The sequence below is a fragment of the Amycolatopsis dongchuanensis genome (assembly GCF_039542405.1).
GTDB lineage: Bacteria > Actinomycetota > Actinomycetes > Mycobacteriales > Pseudonocardiaceae > Amycolatopsis_E > Amycolatopsis_E sacchari.
On sequence record NZ_BAABIB010000070.1, the window covers coordinates 24,769 to 39,109 of the forward strand.

The window sequence follows — 14,341 nt, forward strand, 5'->3', positions numbered from 1 at the left end:
CCGATGCATGAGCGTAACGGAGGGCCGCGACGTGCGGGGACAGGTACTGGTTTGCGGTGCGTCGGCGCCGGAGCTGCCGGAGGTCGACGGGCTGACCGTGCACCGGGTCGGGGAGCGGCCGGGCAAGGACGTCGTCGACCCGCTGCTGGAGGACGGGCAGCTCATCGTCGTCGGCACGGACGCCGACCTCGCCGCGGTCGCGCTTCGCTTGCTGCGCAAGGAAAAGCTCGCCACGACGCGCGTCGGTTTCGTGCCGGCGGACCCGGCGTCGGAGGTCGCCGCGCTGTGGGGGCTGCCGACCGATCCGGCCCGCGCGCTGAAGGTCGCGTTGCACGGTGACGCGGACCCCGTGCCGCTGATCCGCGACGACAACGGGGGCGTTTTAGTGGGGAGAGGCACATTCGGCGCCATCCGCGGCGTTGCTTACTGTGACGACGGTGTAGCTCTGCGTGGGACGGCGCGCTCGATCGAGGTAACGCCGGACACCGAGGGCGGTGCGGGCCTGGTCGTGCGGGTGGTGAAGGGCCTGGTGTTCAAGCGCCCGATGACGCTGGCCGGCCGCGCGTTCCAGCTCGGCTGCGTGCCGACGCGCCCGACGAGCGACGGCGTGCCCTTCCCGCGCGCGATCACGCGCTGGACCTGGTACCGGCACACCGAGGACCTGCGGCTGGTCCGCGGTCTCGGCTGACTACGGATCGTAAACCTGCCGACACCTTCGGGTGGCGGCTTCGTCACCTGGTCCAGTCACGCTCGCCGCATGGCTGGTTCCCGTACGTTCACCGTCCTGCTCGCCGCCGCCGTCGTCACCGCCGGGCTCACCGGCACCGCGCTCGCCACCCCGCCCGGCATCCCCTCGGAGACCACCGCCCGCTCGGAGCTCGCCGCGCTGACCGTCAAGGCCGACGGTTCGCTCACCGGCTACTCGCGCGACAAGTTCCCGCACTGGATCGACCAGGGCGGCAGCTGCAACACCCGTGAGGTCGTGCTGAAGCGCGACGGCACGAACGTCGTCACCGGCTCGGACTGCGCGCCCACGTCGGGCCGCTGGTACAGCCCCTACGACGGCGCGACGTGGACCGCCGCGTCGGACGTCGACATCGACCACGTGGTCCCGCTCGCCGACGCGTGGCGCACCGGCGCGTCGTCGTGGACCACGGCGCAGCGGCAGGCGTACGCGAACGACCTGTCCGACCCGCAGCTGATCGCCGTCACCGACAACGTCAACCAGGAGAAGGGCGACGCGTCGCCGGACGAGTGGAAGCCGCCGCTCACGAGCTACTGGTGCACCTACGCCGAGATGTGGATCGCGGTGAAGTACAAGTGGAAGCTGACGGTGAACTCCGCCGAGAAGGCGGCGCTCACCGACATGCTCGGGCACTGCTGAGTATCTCCCGTGCCACGACGTCGTTCTGCCGCAGTGGCAAGGCGTTGATCCGCGGTCGCGTGAACGCGGCGGCGGAGCGGGCGCTGGTGTGCGGGCCGAGGGAGAACCACCGCTCGTGCGGTGTGCCGTCCGGCTTGAGCAGCCTGCCGTCGGACAACCGCGTGTGTATGCGCCCGGAGGGCTGACCGAGGACCAGTTCCTCGGTCAGCTCCCCGGAATCGCGCAGTGTGCGGATGAGCTCGTCCGACGCGAGGCCGACGCTCGCGTTCGGCAGCCGCGCCTCGACGAGCGTCCGCGCCTCGAGTTCGCCGGGGAAGCTGCTGGTGGTCGCGACGAACCGGCCGCGTTCGGAGGTCACGCGCAGTTCCGCGCCCGCGAACGACACCACGCCCGCCTGCTCGAGCGCCAGCAGCTCCCGCAACCGCCGTGGCGGCGGGCCGCTGGCGTAGAAGCTGAAGAACCCGTGGAACCAGCCGTCCACATCGGACACCTGGGAGATCGGGTCGAGCCGCCCGGAGTCGGCGAGCCCCGGCAGGTGGTGGTAGACCGACAGCAGGGCCATGAACCCGCCGAGATCCGCGCTATAGGCCGGATCCGCGCGCCGCGCGAGGTCCGCCTCGACGTACTCGCGCAGGTGCTTGCCGAAGCTCTCCGCGTCCTCGAACCGCTCGCCCGCCAACGGCCGGTCGAGCCGGTTCAGGTCGAGCCGGTCCTCCTCGGCGGGCACCGCACCCTCGATCAGGGCGCGCATTTCCTCGCTGTCCCAACGGTGTTCGGCGAAGCGCTCGGCGAACTCGGGAAAGCCGAGCCGCACGCGGTCGGGATGCCCCGTCCACAGCTCGCTGTAGTAACCCCACGCGATTTCCTTGGCCACCAAGGGCCACACGTCGGCGAAGAAGTCGAGCGGCCCCTCCGGCAGCGCCTCGATCACGGCCGCGTCGAAGAACTTGGGCAGCTGCAACGGTTCGCCCTGCAGCCGGTACCCGGGCTTCGAGTGGTACGGCACGCCGCGCCGGGAACCCACGTGCAGCACGGGTTCCGCGCCGCTCGGCGTGTAGACCAGCGACCCGTCGTCCCGTTCGTCGAACCGGCCGCCGCGGCCCTCGGTGAGCAGCAGCATGAGGTCGACGAACGCCAGCCCGAACCCACGCACCAGCACGTGCTCGCCCGCCGGGATCGCCGAGTAGTCGATGTCGGCGGTGTACCCCGCGGGGTAGTAGGAAAGGCCGTGCTCGCGCGCGTACTCGACCAGCCCGGCCGACGCGGCGTCCGGCTCGGCGTCGAGGTGACCCACGGTCAGCAACAGCAGGTCCGCGGGGACGGAGGTGCCGTCGGCCAGCCGCACGTGGTCGTCCTCGACGCGCACCGCCCGCGCGCGGTGCTCCACGACCTCGATGCCTTCGGGCAGCTCGTCCAGCACGCGCCGGTACACCCACGCCAGGTAGGTGCTCTGCAGCCGCCGGGTCGGGAACGACGTGGTGAGCAGGGCGGCTAGCTCGTCGTGCAGGTCGGCGGCGATCTCGTGCCGCAGCTCGCCGCGCCGCAGCTGGTCCGCCCACTCGGCCAGCGAAGGCCCCGGCCGGACCGGGCCGTCCATCCGCACGGTCTCGTCGGTGAACATCGTGACGTCCTCGGTCATCGAGTTCATCCGCAGCAGCGGCGACTGCTCGTACCGCCAGATCCGGCCCGGCCCCGGCGGGAACGGGTCGATCAGGTGCACCACCAGGCGGGTGGTGCCGAGCAGCTCGGCCGCGTTCGCCGAGATCCGTTCCAGGACACCGACCCCACGCGGCCCCGCCCCCACGATCGCGAGGTGACACGGCGCCATGCTTCCGAAGTTACGGGGATCTCCCGCGCCGGGGGACGGGGTTCCGCGATGTGGACGTTGCGACGAAACCGCGACACGACCTGGACGCCGGTCGGACGGCGCCTGCCGACAGTGTGGTCCATGAAGACGAAAACACTGGTGGTCGCCACCGTGCTGGCGGGCTCACTGGCCGGGACCGGCAGTGCGTCCGCCACAGCGGGTCCGAGCGGTGACTTCGACGTCACCGGCTACGACATCACGATGGACTACCGGCCGGACAGCCGGAACCTGCAGGGTGTCACGGTGGTCAGCGCGGTGTCCGCCGAATCGTTGCGCAGCCTCACGCTCGCCCTCGACGGCCCACGCGTCCGTTCGGTCGAGATCGACTCGCAAGCGGCGCGGTACACGCAGAGCGGGGAGGACCTGGTCGTCGAGCCTGCGACGCCCATCGGCCGCGGCGCCCGGTTCACCGTCCGGATCTCCTACGACGGCACGCCCGGCGCCGCGTGGCTCCCCACCACGTCAGGCGGGGCGACGGCGTTCGAAGGCGGCTCCAGCGCTTGGTTCCCCGCGCACGAGGACGGCCACGACAAGGCCCGGTTCCACCTGGTGGCGACCGTGCCGGACGGCTGGGGCGTCGTGTCGATCGGGCGGGAGGGCGCGGTGCGGCACGAACCGGGCGCCACGACGTACGACTGGACGGAGCCGGCTGCCGACCCCGACTTCATCGCCGTGTCCGTCGACCGCTTCACCATCGACCGCTCGGCGCTGGCCGACGGGACCCCGGTGGTCAACGCGTACGCCCCCGGCCTGGAGGCGGCGACCAGACCACTGGCCGACCGCCTGCCCGAGATCCTCGGCTTCCTGTCCGGGAGGTTCGGCCCGTACCCGTTCGACGCGGCGGGCAACGTGTTCGTGGACGTCAACGACGACGGGCCCGGGACCTCGCCGCAGACCCGGCCGGTGTACCTCGGCGCGGGCAACAGCCAGTACATGAACATCCAGCAGGTCGTCCACGAGCAGGCCCACCAGTGGTACGGGGTGTCGGTCGCGCCCGGCCAGGCGGAGGACGGTTGCCTGGCCGAGTGCTTCGCGAGCTACGCGACGTGGCTGTGGGACGAGGCCGAAGGCGGCGCCGACCTGGACGCCCGGTACCGCGAGCAGGTCGAGGCCGCCAAGGGGGACAGCGCTTTCTGGCAGCCGCTCTACCGCCCGGGGCAGCTGCCGGGGCTGAACATGTACAGCAAGGGCCCGCTCGCCCTGCACGCACTGCGCCGGCAGATCGGCGACGAGGCGTTCGGCCGGCTGCTCAAGGGATGGGCGCAGGCGCACCGAGGTGAGTACGTCGGCTGGCCGGAGTTCGAAGCCTTCGCCGGGAGGATCTCCGGGCAGGACCTCACCGGCTTCTTCCAGGCCTGGTTCCGCGGCGCCACGGTCCCCGCGGACGGATACCTCTGACCCGGCGTCACCGCACCCGGTCGATGACCTCCGGGGTCTGGCCGTGCAGCCGCAGGACCCCGCCGATCGTGAACTCGGTGAGCAGGTCGATGAGCGCCTCGCGGTCGGGCGGTTCGCCCGGCCAGGACAGGTTGACCAGCGTCTCCGTCATCGCGAAGTACATGGCCACCAGCGCGACGTCCGCGCGGCCCGGCTCGACGCCGTACGCGGCCCAGCGCCGGGCGCTGGCCTCCTGGTAGACCTCGGCGAGCCGGGCGCGCAGCCGCGTCAACGCCGGGTTGCCCGCGCGCTCGGCCTCCTGCAGCAGGGGCATCGCCTCGGGGTGCTCGGCGACGAAGGCGAACAGGTTCGCGTAGTTCTTGCGCGCCCACGACTTCAGGTCGAGGTCGGCATCACCGGAACCGCGCTCGGCGATCGTGCGGTACGCCTGCTCTTCGAGGTCGGCGACCGCCTGCTCGAACAGGTGGGTCTTGTCGCCGAACAGCTCGTAGACCGCCTGCCTGCTCAGCCCGGCCTGGCGCGCGATCTGCTCGATCGTCGCGCCCTGCACCCCGGCGGTCGCGAACACCTGCCGGGCGGCGGCCAGCACCAGCGCGCGCTGGTCCTCCACGGGCAGCTTCCGCGGCCTGCCCGGACCACGCTTCCGGGGGATTGCCATCGCGGTGCCCTCACCTCGATCCTTTTTCCGACAGTGATGTCGGAAAATAGCTCACTGGGGAGCGAGCATGCGTCTGACCCTCCGCCGCGCGGTCGCGGCACTCCTGGTCCCGGTCATCGGCCTGGTCTCGCTGACTGTCGGCGCGGCACCGGCCGGTGCCGCGGATTTCTACGACCCGCCGTCGCCCCTGCCGGCGGGCTCACCCGGCGACATCATCCGTCACCAGGAGGCGCGGTTCTTCCTCGACCCGGCGAAGCTCGTGCCCGCCCCGGCGCGGGTGCAGCGGATCCTGTACCGCAGCACCGACACCCACGGGAACCCGGTCGCGGTCAGCGGCACGGTGCTCACACCGACCGTGCCGTGGACCGGGCCGGGGGTCCGCCCGATCATCGGCTACGCGGCCGGGACCCAGGGCCTCGGTGACCAGTGCGCCCCGTCGAAGGCGCTCGCGATGGGGCAGGAGTACGAGGGCCCGTTCCTCGCCGGCCTGCTCTCCCGCGGTTACGGCATCGCGATCACCGACTACGAGGGCCTCGGCACACCCGGCGTGCACACCTACGTCAACCGCAAGGCGGAGGCGTACGCCGTGCTCGACGCGATCCGCGCCGCGCAGCGGCTGCCCGAGGCGGGCCTGCCCGCCGGCGGTCCGGTGGCGCTCGCCGGGTACTCGCAGGGCGGTGGGGCCTCCGCGGCCGCGGCCGAACTGCAGGGCAGCTACGCCCCGGAACTGGACCTCAAGGCCGCCTACGCCGGCGCGCCGCCCGCCGATCTCGCCGCCGTCGCCGAGAACCTCGACGGGCACTACGCGGTGGGCTTCCTGATGTTCGCGGTGGCGGCCATCAACTACGCCTACCCCGAACTGGACATCCCGGCCGTGCTCAACGACAAGGGCCGGGCACTGGAGGAACAGGTCGAATCAGAGTGCACCGGGGACGCGATCCTCAAGCACGCCTTCACGCGCACCGCGGACCTCACCGCCGACGGGCGGCCGATCACGGCCTACCTCGGCGAGGAGCCCTACGCGTCGGCGGTGGCGGAGCAGCGGATCGGCACGATCCCGCCGAAGGCGCCGGTGCTGGTGCTGCACTCCGGGCTCGACGACATCGTGCCCTACGCGCAGGGCCGCGAAATGGCTCGCGACTGGTGCGCGGAGGGCGCGGCGGTGCGGTTCGAAACGCTCGCCGCACCGACGCACGTGGGAGGCGCCGTGGCCGCCTACCCCCTCGCCTACGCCTGGCTGGACGGGCGCCTGCACGGCGCCCCGGCCACCACCAACTGTGGAGACTTCTGATGGTCCGACTGACTTTTCACTTCAGCCCGGTGGCCTCCGCCGCCTCGGGGTCCGAGTCGGCGAGGAAGGTGCGGCAGCGCTCGTACTCCTCGGTCTCGCCGATGCGCTGGGCGGCGCGGCCGAGCGCGGCCAGCGCCCGCAGGAAGCCCTGGTTGGGGCGGTGGCTCCAGGGCACCGGGCCGAAGCCCTTCCAGCCGGAGCGGCGCAGCTGATCCAGGCCGCGGTGGTAGCCGGTGCGCGCGTAGGCGTAGGCGGCGACGATCTCGCCGGCCTCCAGCGCGCGCTCGGCCAGCGCCGCCCACGCCTCGCTGAAGTCCGGGTGCTCCGCGGCCACGTCGGCGGGGTCGGTCCCGGCGTCGAGCGCGGCCTGTGCGTCGGGGCGGTCGGGCAGCCGCGTCGGTTCGGGGCCCAGCAGGTTCGCGTGCGTCATGCTCCCATCCTGCCCCGGCTAGAAGATCAGGCTCGCCAGCACCCCGCTGCCCAGCAGCACGAGGCAGGCGACGAGGACCGCGGCGACCAAGCGTTTCGGCATCACGGGCCGACACCCTGCCCGGTCCGGGCCGCCCGGGGCAAGCCCGGTGCCGCCTCAGGGTGAACCCTGATTTCCGGACATACCCGTCCATGTCGCCGAAACGACAAGTCATGATGTGCCCATGACGAACGCGATCACCGTCCCCCGCGGCCCGGTGGCGAAGACCAGGCTGTTCTTCCGCACCCACTGGGAGCGGGGCGCACCGGGGCAGCCGACCCCGGCGTGGGTCCTGCGCTTCGCGTACACGACGTGGCTGGTGGCGTTCGCGTTCAAGCTGCTCGGCTCGTCGTGGGACGTGTCGTGGCACTTCAAGTTCATCCGCGACGACTTCGCGCCGCCGCACCTGATCAACACCGTGGGCACCGGGATCGTGATCGCGCTCGTCGCGATCCACACCTACACCGGCCTCGGCTGCGACCGCCGCTCGCTGCGGCTCATGCAGTGGGGGCTGGGCCTGTTCCTGATCGCGGCGCCGCTCGACGTGATCAACCACCGCGTCAACGGGCTCGACCTGACCGCGTGGAGCCCCACGCACCTGCTGCTCTACATCGGCACCGGGGTGATGCTCGCCGGGGTGATCGACGGGTGGCTGAAGTTCGCCGAGCCGGGCCGGGTGCGCACGCTCGTGCTGACCGGGCTGTGGGCGTTCTTCCTGGAAAACGCTTTCTTCCCGAACGGGCAACAGGAGTACGGCATCGTCGGCCTGCGGGCCTGGGAGCGCGGCGAGCCCGAGGCGGAGCCCTCGCTGCTGAACTTCGCGGCGCAGCAGATCGGGCACCCGGTCGACCGCGCGGCCGTCCTGCACTTCACGATGCCCATCGCGGACTGGGTGTACCCCCTGTGGGGCATCGGGATGTCAGCGGTGGTGCTGCTGCTGGCGCGCCGCACGATCGGCCACGCGTGGGCCGCCACCGCGGTGGCGGGCGCCTACGTGGCCTACCGGATGCTGATCTGGCCGCTACTGGTCGCGGGCACGTTCCCCGCCTCGACGATCCCGTTCTACCTGCTGTTCGTCGGCCTCGCGGTGGACCTCGCCGCCCGGCGCGGGGTGCTCACGGGCGTGCTCGTGGCCCTGCTCGGCTACGGCGTGCTGGAGGTGCAGAGCCTCCTCGGCATCGCCCCGCCGTTCGCCTGGTGGACGCTGCCGGTGGTCCTCGTCGCCGTCACCGCCGCGTGGTGGGTGACGGCGACGAGGAGCCGGATCAGAGCTTCTTCCCAGCCGACTTGAGGTGCTCGGCGGCCTCGACGACGCGCGCGGCCATCCCGGTCTCGGCCTTCTTGAGGTAGCTGCGCGGGTCGTAGGTCTTCTTGTTGCCGACCTCGCCGTCGATCTTGAGCACCCCGTCGTAGTTCTTGAAGAAGTGGTCCGCGACCGGGCGGGAGAACGCGTACTGCGTGTCGGTGTCGACGTTCATCTTCACCACGCCGTACGACACCGCCTCGTGGATCTCCTCCAGCAGCGAGCCGGACCCGCCGTGGAACACCAGCTCGAACGGCTTCGAGCCCTCGGGCAGGCCCAGCTTCTCCGCCGCGGCGGCCTGGCCGCGCTTGAGCACGTCCGGGCGCAGCTTGACGGCACCCGGCTTGTACGCGCCGTGCACGTTGCCGAAGGTGGCGGCGAGCAGGTAGCGGCCCTTGTCGCCCGAGCCGAGCGCGTCCACCGTCTTCAGGAAGTCGCCCTCGGCGGTGTACAGCTTCTCGTTGATCTCGTTCGAGACGCCGTCCTCCTCACCGCCGACGACGCCGATCTCGACCTCGAGGATGATCTTCGCCGCGGCCGCGCGCTCGAGCAGCTCGGCCGCGATCTTGAGGTTCTCGTCGAGGTCGATCGCCGAGCCGTCCCACATGTGCGACTGGAACAGCGGGTTCTCGCCCCGGTCCACCCGCTCCTGCGAGATCGCGATCAGCGGGTTGACGTAGGAGTCGAGCTTGTCCTTCGGGCAGTGGTCGGTGTGCAGCGCCACGTTCACCGGGTACTTCTTCGCGACCACGTGTGCGTACTCGGCCAGCGCGGTCGCGCCGGTCACCATGTCCTTGACGTGGAGACCGGACGCGAACTCCGCGCCGCCGGTGGACACCTGGATGATGCCGTCGCTCTCCGCGTCGGCGAACCCCTTCAGCGCCGCGTTGAGGGTCTCCGACGAGGTCACGTTGATGGCCGGGTAAGCGAACTCGCCTCCCTTGGCCCGGTCGAGCATCTCGGCATAGACCTCGGGGGTGGCGATGGGCATCGTTGGTCCTCCTAGCGGGTGGTCGCCTTCTTGCCCGAATCGTACGAGGTCCGCCGAGTCCCAGCTACGACAGCAGGGCCTCCGCCACAGCGCGGTACACGGGCAGCGGGTCCTCGTTGAGGACCTGGATGCAGACCTGGTCGGCACCCGCGTCCCAGTGCGCGCGCACGCCGTCGGCGATCTGCTCGGCCGTCCCGTGCAGGACCAGCGCGTCGACGAGGCGGTCGCTGCCGCCGTTGGCGAGGTCCTCGTCGGTCCAGCCGAGGCGCTTGAGGTTGCTGACGTAGTTGGTCAGGTGCAGGTACGGGTTCTCCACCCGGGGCCGCCCGATCGAGCGGGCGCGCTCGGGGTCGGTGTCGAGGACGACCTTGTGCTCGGGGACGAGCAGCTTGCCCTCACCGAGGATCTCGCGCGCCTGCCGGGTGTGCTCGGGCGTGGTCAGGTACGGGTGCGCGCCGGCGGAGCGCTCGGCGGACAGCTTCAGCACCTTCGGGCCGAGCGCGGCGAGCGCCCTGTCCTCGACCGGCACGCCGGCCTCGTCGAGCTGGTCGAGGTACTCGACGATCTTGTCGTAGGGCTTCTGGTAGACCTTCGTCGCTTCGGGGTGGCCGATGCCGACCCCCAGCAGGAACCGGCCGGGGTGCCTGCCCACGATCCGGTGGTAGGACTCGGCGACCGGCGCCGCGTCGTCCTTCCACATGTTGACGATGCCGGTCGCGACGACGACGCGGTCGGTGACCCCCAGGAGCCGGTCGACGTCGGAGAGGTCGGCGTCCGGCGAGCCCCCGAGCCAGATCGCGCCGTAGCCGAGTTTCTCCACCTCCTGGGCGAGCTCGTCGCTCACCAGTGAGGGATGTGCCCAGATGCCGAGTTTGCCGAGTGCGTTCACCATGCCCCGCACAACCCCGCCGACCCGCGGGGGCATTCCGGGTTAGCGTGGAATTCATGAAAATCGGGAACAGCGACCTGGACGTGTACGGGCTCAACCTCGGCGGGAACGTGTTCGGCTGGACGGCGGACGAGCAGCGGTCCTTCGAGGTCCTCGACGCCTACGTGGCGGCGGGCGGCAACTTCATCGACACCGCGGACTCGTACTTCCACCGCGCTCCCGGCAATTCGGGCGGGGAATCCGAAACCATCATCGGGAACTGGCTCGCGAAACGCGGCCGCCGCGACGACGTGGTGATCGCCACGAAGGTGGGCAGCTGGCCGAAGCGCCCCGGCGTCTCCGCGAAGAACATCCGCGAGGCGGCCGAGGACTCGCTGCGGCGCCTGCGCACCGACCACATCGACCTCTACTACGCGCACCGGGACGTCGCGGACGTGCCGCTGGAGGAGACGCTGGGCGCGTTCGACGAGCTCGTGCGCGCGGGCAAGGTCCGCTACCTCGGGGCGTCGAACTACAGCGCCGAGCGGCTCGCCGAGGCACTGTCCATTTCGGACCGCGAGGGCTTCGCCAGGTACGTGGCGGTGCAACCGCACTACAACCTGGTGGAGCGGGGCTTCGAGCAGGACCTGCTGCCGCTGGTGCGCGAGCAGGGGCTGTCCACGATGCCGTACTTCGGCCTGGCGAGGGGGTTCCTGACGGGCAAGTACCGCTCGCGGGAGACCGACACGGGCAGCCCGCGCACCGAAGCCGCCGTCGCCTACCTCGACCACCGGGGCGAGCGGGTGCTGGAGGCGCTCGACGACATCTCCGCCGCGTACGGCACGACGCCCGCCGCGGTCGCGCTCGCGTGGCTGGCCTCCCGGCCGACGGTCGCCGCCCCGATCGCGAGCGCCCGGAACGTCGAGCAGCTGGCCGACCTGCTGGCATCGGTCGAGCTGCGGCTCACCGAGGCCGACATCGCCGCGCTGGACGAGGCATCCTCCTGATCCTTACTCAGGAGTAGCTTACTCGCGGTAGGGTGCGGTACGGTGCTGGTCATGGCCAACGTAACAGGCAAGGTCGTGCTCATCACCGGAGCTGCGCGCGGCATCGGGGCCGGGCTGGCCGAACGGCTCGCCGCCCGTGGCGCCAAGGTCGCACTCGTCGGGCTCGAAGCCGAGGAACAGCGCAAGGTCGCCGAGCGCATCGGTGACGCGGCCCGCTCCTGGGAAGCCGACGTCACGGACTGGGACGCGCTCGAGAAGGCGACCGCCGGGGTGGTCGAGCACTTCGGCGGCATCGACATCGTCATCGCCAACGCGGGCATCGCCACCACCGGCTTCGTCCGCTCCATCGACCGCGAGGCGTTCGAGAAGGTCCTCGAAGTCGACCTGCTCGGCGTGTGGCGCACGTTCCGCGTGACGCTGCCGCACGTCATCGAGCGCAAGGGCTACCTGCTGGCGATCTCGTCGCTCGCGGCGATCACCCACGCGCCCGGCATGGCCAACTACGCCGCCGCCAAGGCCGGGGTCGAGGCGTTCTGCAACAGCCTGCGCGCCGAGGTCGCGCACCTCGGCGTGAAGGTCGGCGTCGCGCACCCCACCTGGATCCGCACGGACCTGGTGGAAAGCGCCGACGCGCACCCGGTGTTCGGCAAGCTGCGGGGCGGGATGCCGGGCTTCCTCGGCAAGACCTACCCGCTCGACGTCGCGCTGGACCACCTGGAGGCCGGCGTGCTCAAGCGGGCCAGGACCATCCACGTGCCCAAGTGGGTGCTGGCGATGAAGCTGCTGCGCGCGTTCCTGCCGCCGATCATCGAGCTGGGCTCTCGCACGCGCATCCCCGCCGCGGACCGGGCCGCGATCGAGGACATCGCGGCACGCGGGTCGAAGGCGGCCGCGGTCACCGGCCACGGCGGCCGCGCGGCCATCCGCTGACCGGTCAGGGCACCCAGGCGCCCAGCACGGGCTTGAACTCGCGCACCCTGCGCTCCTCCAGCGCGCCCTCCAGCGAGTACGGGTCGGCGTCGAGGAGTTTCGTCACCGCCTCCTCGTCGTCGGCCCGCACCAGGAACACGCCGCCGGACTCGTCGGCGAACGGGCCGGCCACCGCCACCACGCCCTGATCGGCCAGTTGCCCCAGGTACTCGCGGTGCCGCGGGCGCACGTCGCGGAACTTCTCCTGCACGTACCGCGTCTCGACCAGGAACCAGGCCACTGCGTTACCTCCCCGTACTCCGTTTACTGCCCGCAAGGTACCCGTTCGCAAGCTATGGCCGCCCCGGTGCAACCGGATACCCTGTGCGCGCGTGGAAGCAGTTGTGTTGACCAAGGCCGAGGACGGGCAGGACTACATGCCGGAAGGCAGCGCGGAGCGCAGCGTCGAGCGCACGCTCGGGCACTTGCGCACGATCGACGGGTTCGAGCAGGTCCCCGCACAGCCCTCTGCACCACTGACGCTCGAGGACCTCTACCGCACGCACCGCATGCGGCTGGTCCGGCTCGCGATCCTGCTGGTCGACGAGCCCGCGACGGCCGAGGACGTCGTGCAGGAGGCGTTCACCGGGCTGTACCGGAACTGGGGGAAGCTGCGGGACGCCGCGGCCGCCGTGGGCTACCTGCGCACGGCCGTCGTGAACGGCTCGCGCAGCGTGTTGCGGCGGCGCAAGACCGCCCGCGAGTACGTACCGCCGCACGCGGTCAACGCGCGCTCGGCGGAGAGCCTCGCCATGCTGTCCAGTGAGCACCAGGCGGTGGTGAGCGCGTTGTCGAAGCTGCCGCCGCGGCAGCGCGAGGTGCTGGTGTTGCGGTACTACGGCGGGTTGTCGGAGGCGGAGATCTCCGAGGCCGCCGGGATCTCGAAGGGCACGGTGAAATCGACCGCGAGCAGGGCGCTTGAATCGCTTCAGAAGGCGATGAGCGGCTGAGCGTTGCGAGATATGGTTTAGACCAATATATGCTGGAGCGCGTGACGGACTTCGTGCTGACCGGCGGCAGACTGGCGCTACCCGAAGGGCTCGTGGACGACGGCTGGCTGGCCGTGGCCGACGGGCGGATCTCCGGCATCGGCACCGGCACCCCGCCGCCGGGTGAGCACGTGGAGCTGGGCGGGGCGCTGGTCGTGCCCGGGTTCGTCGACACGCACTGCCACGGCGGTGGCGGCGGCTCCTTCTCCAGCGGGGACCCCAAGGAGATCGCGCGCGCGATCGCCGCGCACCGCCGTCACGGCACCACGACGATGCTGGCCAGCCTGGTGTCCGAGCCGATCCGCACGCTGGTGGACCAGCTGTCCGCGCTGCGTGAGCTGGTCGAGGACGGTGAGCTGGCCGGGGTCCACCTCGAAGGCCCGTTCATCGCCGAGGCCCGGTGCGGGGCCCACGACCCCGGCGTGCTGCTGGAGCCGGACACGGCGTCGGTCGACGCCTTGCTGCGGGCGGGGCACGGGCACGTCCGGATGGTGACGATCGCGCCCGAGCTGGCGGGCGGGGTCCGCGCGGTCCGGCAGCTGACGGAGGCCGGGGTCATCGCGGCGATCGGGCACACCGACGGCACGGAGGAGCAGATCCGCCCGGCGATCGACGCGGGTGCGACGGTCGGCACGCACCTGTTCAACGGGATGCGCCCGCTGCACCACCGCGAACCCGGCCCGATCGGCGCGCTGCTGGACGACGAGCGCATCACGGTCGAGCTGATCTGCGACCTCGTGCACGTCCACCCGACGGTGCTGCGGCTGGCCGCGAAGCACGCGGGCCGCGGCCGGACGGTGCTGATCACCGACGCCATGTCCGCCACCGACGCCGCCGACGGCCGCTACCACCTCGGGCGGCTGGAGGTGGACGTGCGCGACGGCGTCGCCACGCTCGCCGACACCGGCTCGCTGGCCGGCAGCACGCTGACCATGGACGTCGCCTTCCGCAACCTGGTGCGCGGCGCGGGCCTGAGCATCCCCGACGCCGTGCGCGCCACCTCCGGCCGCCCGGCCGAACTGCTCGGCATCGACGACCGCACGGGCTCGCTGGAAGCCGGGCTGGCCGCCGACCTCGTCATCCTCGACGACGACCTGCGGCTGAGCCGTGTCCTCCGGCAAGGGGAATGGCTGTCTTGACCAGATGC

15 protein-coding genes are annotated in these 14,341 nt (G+C 71.5%); 9 read left to right on the forward strand and 6 right to left on the reverse strand.

Annotated elements, in window-relative coordinates:
* The first annotated feature begins 7 nt into the window (after window positions 1–7).
* Both ABFX51_RS15920 and ABFX51_RS15925 read left to right on the forward strand, forming a co-directional pair.
* On the forward strand, window positions 8–688 hold the full coding sequence (locus tag ABFX51_RS15920) for a hypothetical protein (protein ID WP_346054124.1): 681 nt from the start codon (window positions 8–10) through the stop codon (window positions 686–688).
* A 69-nt stretch (window positions 689–757) separates the two neighbouring features.
* A complete protein-coding gene (locus ABFX51_RS15925; protein WP_346054125.1) occupies window positions 758–1,384 on the forward strand; it encodes an HNH endonuclease family protein in 627 nt (208 codons plus the stop codon).
* On the opposite strand, the gene ABFX51_RS15930 is transcribed toward ABFX51_RS15925, so the two are convergent.
* Entirely contained in the window at window positions 1,359–3,212 is a 1,854-nt protein-coding gene (locus ABFX51_RS15930; protein ID WP_346054126.1) for an FAD/NAD(P)-binding protein, read from the reverse strand. The two genes, ABFX51_RS15925 and ABFX51_RS15930, sit on opposite strands and share 26 nt — an antisense overlap.
* A gap of 120 nt (window positions 3,213–3,332) precedes the next feature.
* On the opposite strand from ABFX51_RS15930, the gene ABFX51_RS15935 reads away from it, so the two are divergent.
* Complete coding sequence (locus ABFX51_RS15935) at window positions 3,333–4,649, forward strand: M1 family metallopeptidase (protein ID WP_177228718.1); 1,317 nt, start codon at window positions 3,333–3,335, stop codon at window positions 4,647–4,649.
* A gap of 7 nt (window positions 4,650–4,656) precedes the next feature.
* Here the strand turns inward: ABFX51_RS15935 and ABFX51_RS15940 are convergent, their stop codons facing one another.
* Window positions 4,657–5,307, reverse strand: coding sequence for a TetR/AcrR family transcriptional regulator (locus ABFX51_RS15940; RefSeq protein WP_091507908.1), 651 nt, complete (start codon window positions 5,305–5,307; stop codon window positions 4,657–4,659).
* A gap of 67 nt (window positions 5,308–5,374) precedes the next feature.
* Between ABFX51_RS15940 and ABFX51_RS15945 the strand changes: the two genes are divergently transcribed.
* Window positions 5,375–6,598, forward strand: coding sequence for a lipase family protein (locus tag ABFX51_RS15945; RefSeq protein ID WP_091507911.1), 1,224 nt, complete (start codon window positions 5,375–5,377; stop codon window positions 6,596–6,598).
* Between the two features lie 16 nt (window positions 6,599–6,614).
* On the opposite strand, the gene ABFX51_RS15950 is transcribed toward ABFX51_RS15945, so the two are convergent.
* Complete coding sequence (locus ABFX51_RS15950; RefSeq protein WP_091507912.1) at window positions 6,615–7,028, reverse strand: DUF3151 domain-containing protein; 414 nt, start codon at window positions 7,026–7,028, stop codon at window positions 6,615–6,617.
* Window positions 7,029–7,251: 223 nt separating this feature from the next.
* On the opposite strand from ABFX51_RS15950, the gene ABFX51_RS15955 reads away from it, so the two are divergent.
* The gene (locus ABFX51_RS15955; RefSeq protein WP_346054127.1) at window positions 7,252–8,358 is read left to right on the forward strand and encodes a hypothetical protein; all 1,107 of its coding nucleotides are present in this window, start codon (window positions 7,252–7,254) and stop codon (window positions 8,356–8,358) included.
* On the opposite strand, the gene fbaA is transcribed toward ABFX51_RS15955, so the two are convergent.
* Both fbaA and ABFX51_RS15965 read right to left on the reverse strand, forming a co-directional pair.
* Window positions 8,333–9,361 carry a class II fructose-bisphosphate aldolase gene (fbaA, locus tag ABFX51_RS15960; protein WP_091507916.1) on the reverse strand — a complete coding sequence of 343 codons (1,029 nt, stop codon included), beginning with the start codon at window positions 9,359–9,361 and terminating at the stop codon, window positions 8,333–8,335. The genes ABFX51_RS15955 and fbaA overlap by 26 nt on opposite strands.
* A gap of 64 nt (window positions 9,362–9,425) precedes the next feature.
* Window positions 9,426–10,253 (reverse strand): LLM class F420-dependent oxidoreductase, encoded by an 828-nt coding sequence (locus ABFX51_RS15965; protein ID WP_091507919.1) that lies wholly within the window; start codon window positions 10,251–10,253, stop codon window positions 9,426–9,428.
* 53 nt (window positions 10,254–10,306) lie between these two features.
* Between ABFX51_RS15965 and ABFX51_RS15970 the strand changes: the two genes are divergently transcribed.
* The gene (locus tag ABFX51_RS15970; protein ID WP_091507921.1) at window positions 10,307–11,236 is read left to right on the forward strand and encodes an aldo/keto reductase; all 930 of its coding nucleotides are present in this window, start codon (window positions 10,307–10,309) and stop codon (window positions 11,234–11,236) included.
* Window positions 11,237–11,287: 51 nt separating this feature from the next.
* The gene (locus ABFX51_RS15975) at window positions 11,288–12,166 is read left to right on the forward strand and encodes an SDR family oxidoreductase (protein ID WP_091508390.1); all 879 of its coding nucleotides are present in this window, start codon (window positions 11,288–11,290) and stop codon (window positions 12,164–12,166) included.
* 4 nt (window positions 12,167–12,170) lie between these two features.
* Here the strand turns inward: ABFX51_RS15975 and ABFX51_RS15980 are convergent, their stop codons facing one another.
* Window positions 12,171–12,446 (reverse strand): YciI family protein, encoded by a 276-nt coding sequence (locus ABFX51_RS15980; protein WP_091507924.1) that lies wholly within the window; start codon window positions 12,444–12,446, stop codon window positions 12,171–12,173.
* A 136-nt stretch (window positions 12,447–12,582) separates the two neighbouring features.
* Here ABFX51_RS15980 and ABFX51_RS15985 point away from each other — a divergent pair, with 136 nt between their 5' ends.
* Together ABFX51_RS15985 and nagA are read left to right on the forward strand one after the other, a co-directional pair.
* The gene (locus ABFX51_RS15985; protein ID WP_091508391.1) at window positions 12,583–13,155 is read left to right on the forward strand and encodes a SigE family RNA polymerase sigma factor; all 573 of its coding nucleotides are present in this window, start codon (window positions 12,583–12,585) and stop codon (window positions 13,153–13,155) included.
* Window positions 13,156–13,208: 53 nt separating this feature from the next.
* A complete protein-coding gene (gene nagA / locus ABFX51_RS15990; protein WP_091508393.1) occupies window positions 13,209–14,333 on the forward strand; it encodes an N-acetylglucosamine-6-phosphate deacetylase in 1,125 nt (374 codons plus the stop codon).
* Window positions 14,334–14,341: the final 8 nt, after the last annotated feature.

Bases quoted from the DNA above. Each gene is read 5' to 3' on its own strand.
- ABFX51_RS15920 (WP_346054124.1), top strand. From the start codon at position 8: ATGAGCGTAACGGAGGGCCGCGACGTGCGGGGACAGGTACTGGTTTGC.
- ABFX51_RS15925 (WP_346054125.1), top strand. From the start codon at position 758: ATGGCTGGTTCCCGTACGTTCACCGTCCTGCTCGCCGCCGCCGTCGTC.
- ABFX51_RS15930 (WP_346054126.1), bottom strand. From the start codon at position 3,212: ATGGCGCCGTGTCACCTCGCGATCGTGGGGGCGGGGCCGCGTGGGGTC.
- ABFX51_RS15935 (WP_177228718.1), top strand. From the start codon at position 3,333: ATGAAGACGAAAACACTGGTGGTCGCCACCGTGCTGGCGGGCTCACTG.
- ABFX51_RS15940 (WP_091507908.1), bottom strand. From the start codon at position 5,307: ATGGCAATCCCCCGGAAGCGTGGTCCGGGCAGGCCGCGGAAGCTGCCC.
- ABFX51_RS15945 (WP_091507911.1), top strand. From the start codon at position 5,375: ATGCGTCTGACCCTCCGCCGCGCGGTCGCGGCACTCCTGGTCCCGGTC.
- ABFX51_RS15950 (WP_091507912.1), bottom strand. From the start codon at position 7,028: ATGACGCACGCGAACCTGCTGGGCCCCGAACCGACGCGGCTGCCCGAC.
- ABFX51_RS15955 (WP_346054127.1), top strand. From the start codon at position 7,252: ATGACGAACGCGATCACCGTCCCCCGCGGCCCGGTGGCGAAGACCAGG.
- fbaA (WP_091507916.1), bottom strand. From the start codon at position 9,361: ATGCCCATCGCCACCCCCGAGGTCTATGCCGAGATGCTCGACCGGGCC.
- ABFX51_RS15965 (WP_091507919.1), bottom strand. From the start codon at position 10,253: ATGGTGAACGCACTCGGCAAACTCGGCATCTGGGCACATCCCTCACTG.
- ABFX51_RS15970 (WP_091507921.1), top strand. From the start codon at position 10,307: ATGAAAATCGGGAACAGCGACCTGGACGTGTACGGGCTCAACCTCGGC.
- ABFX51_RS15975 (WP_091508390.1), top strand. From the start codon at position 11,288: ATGGCCAACGTAACAGGCAAGGTCGTGCTCATCACCGGAGCTGCGCGC.
- ABFX51_RS15985 (WP_091508391.1), top strand. From the start codon at position 12,583: ATGCCGGAAGGCAGCGCGGAGCGCAGCGTCGAGCGCACGCTCGGGCAC.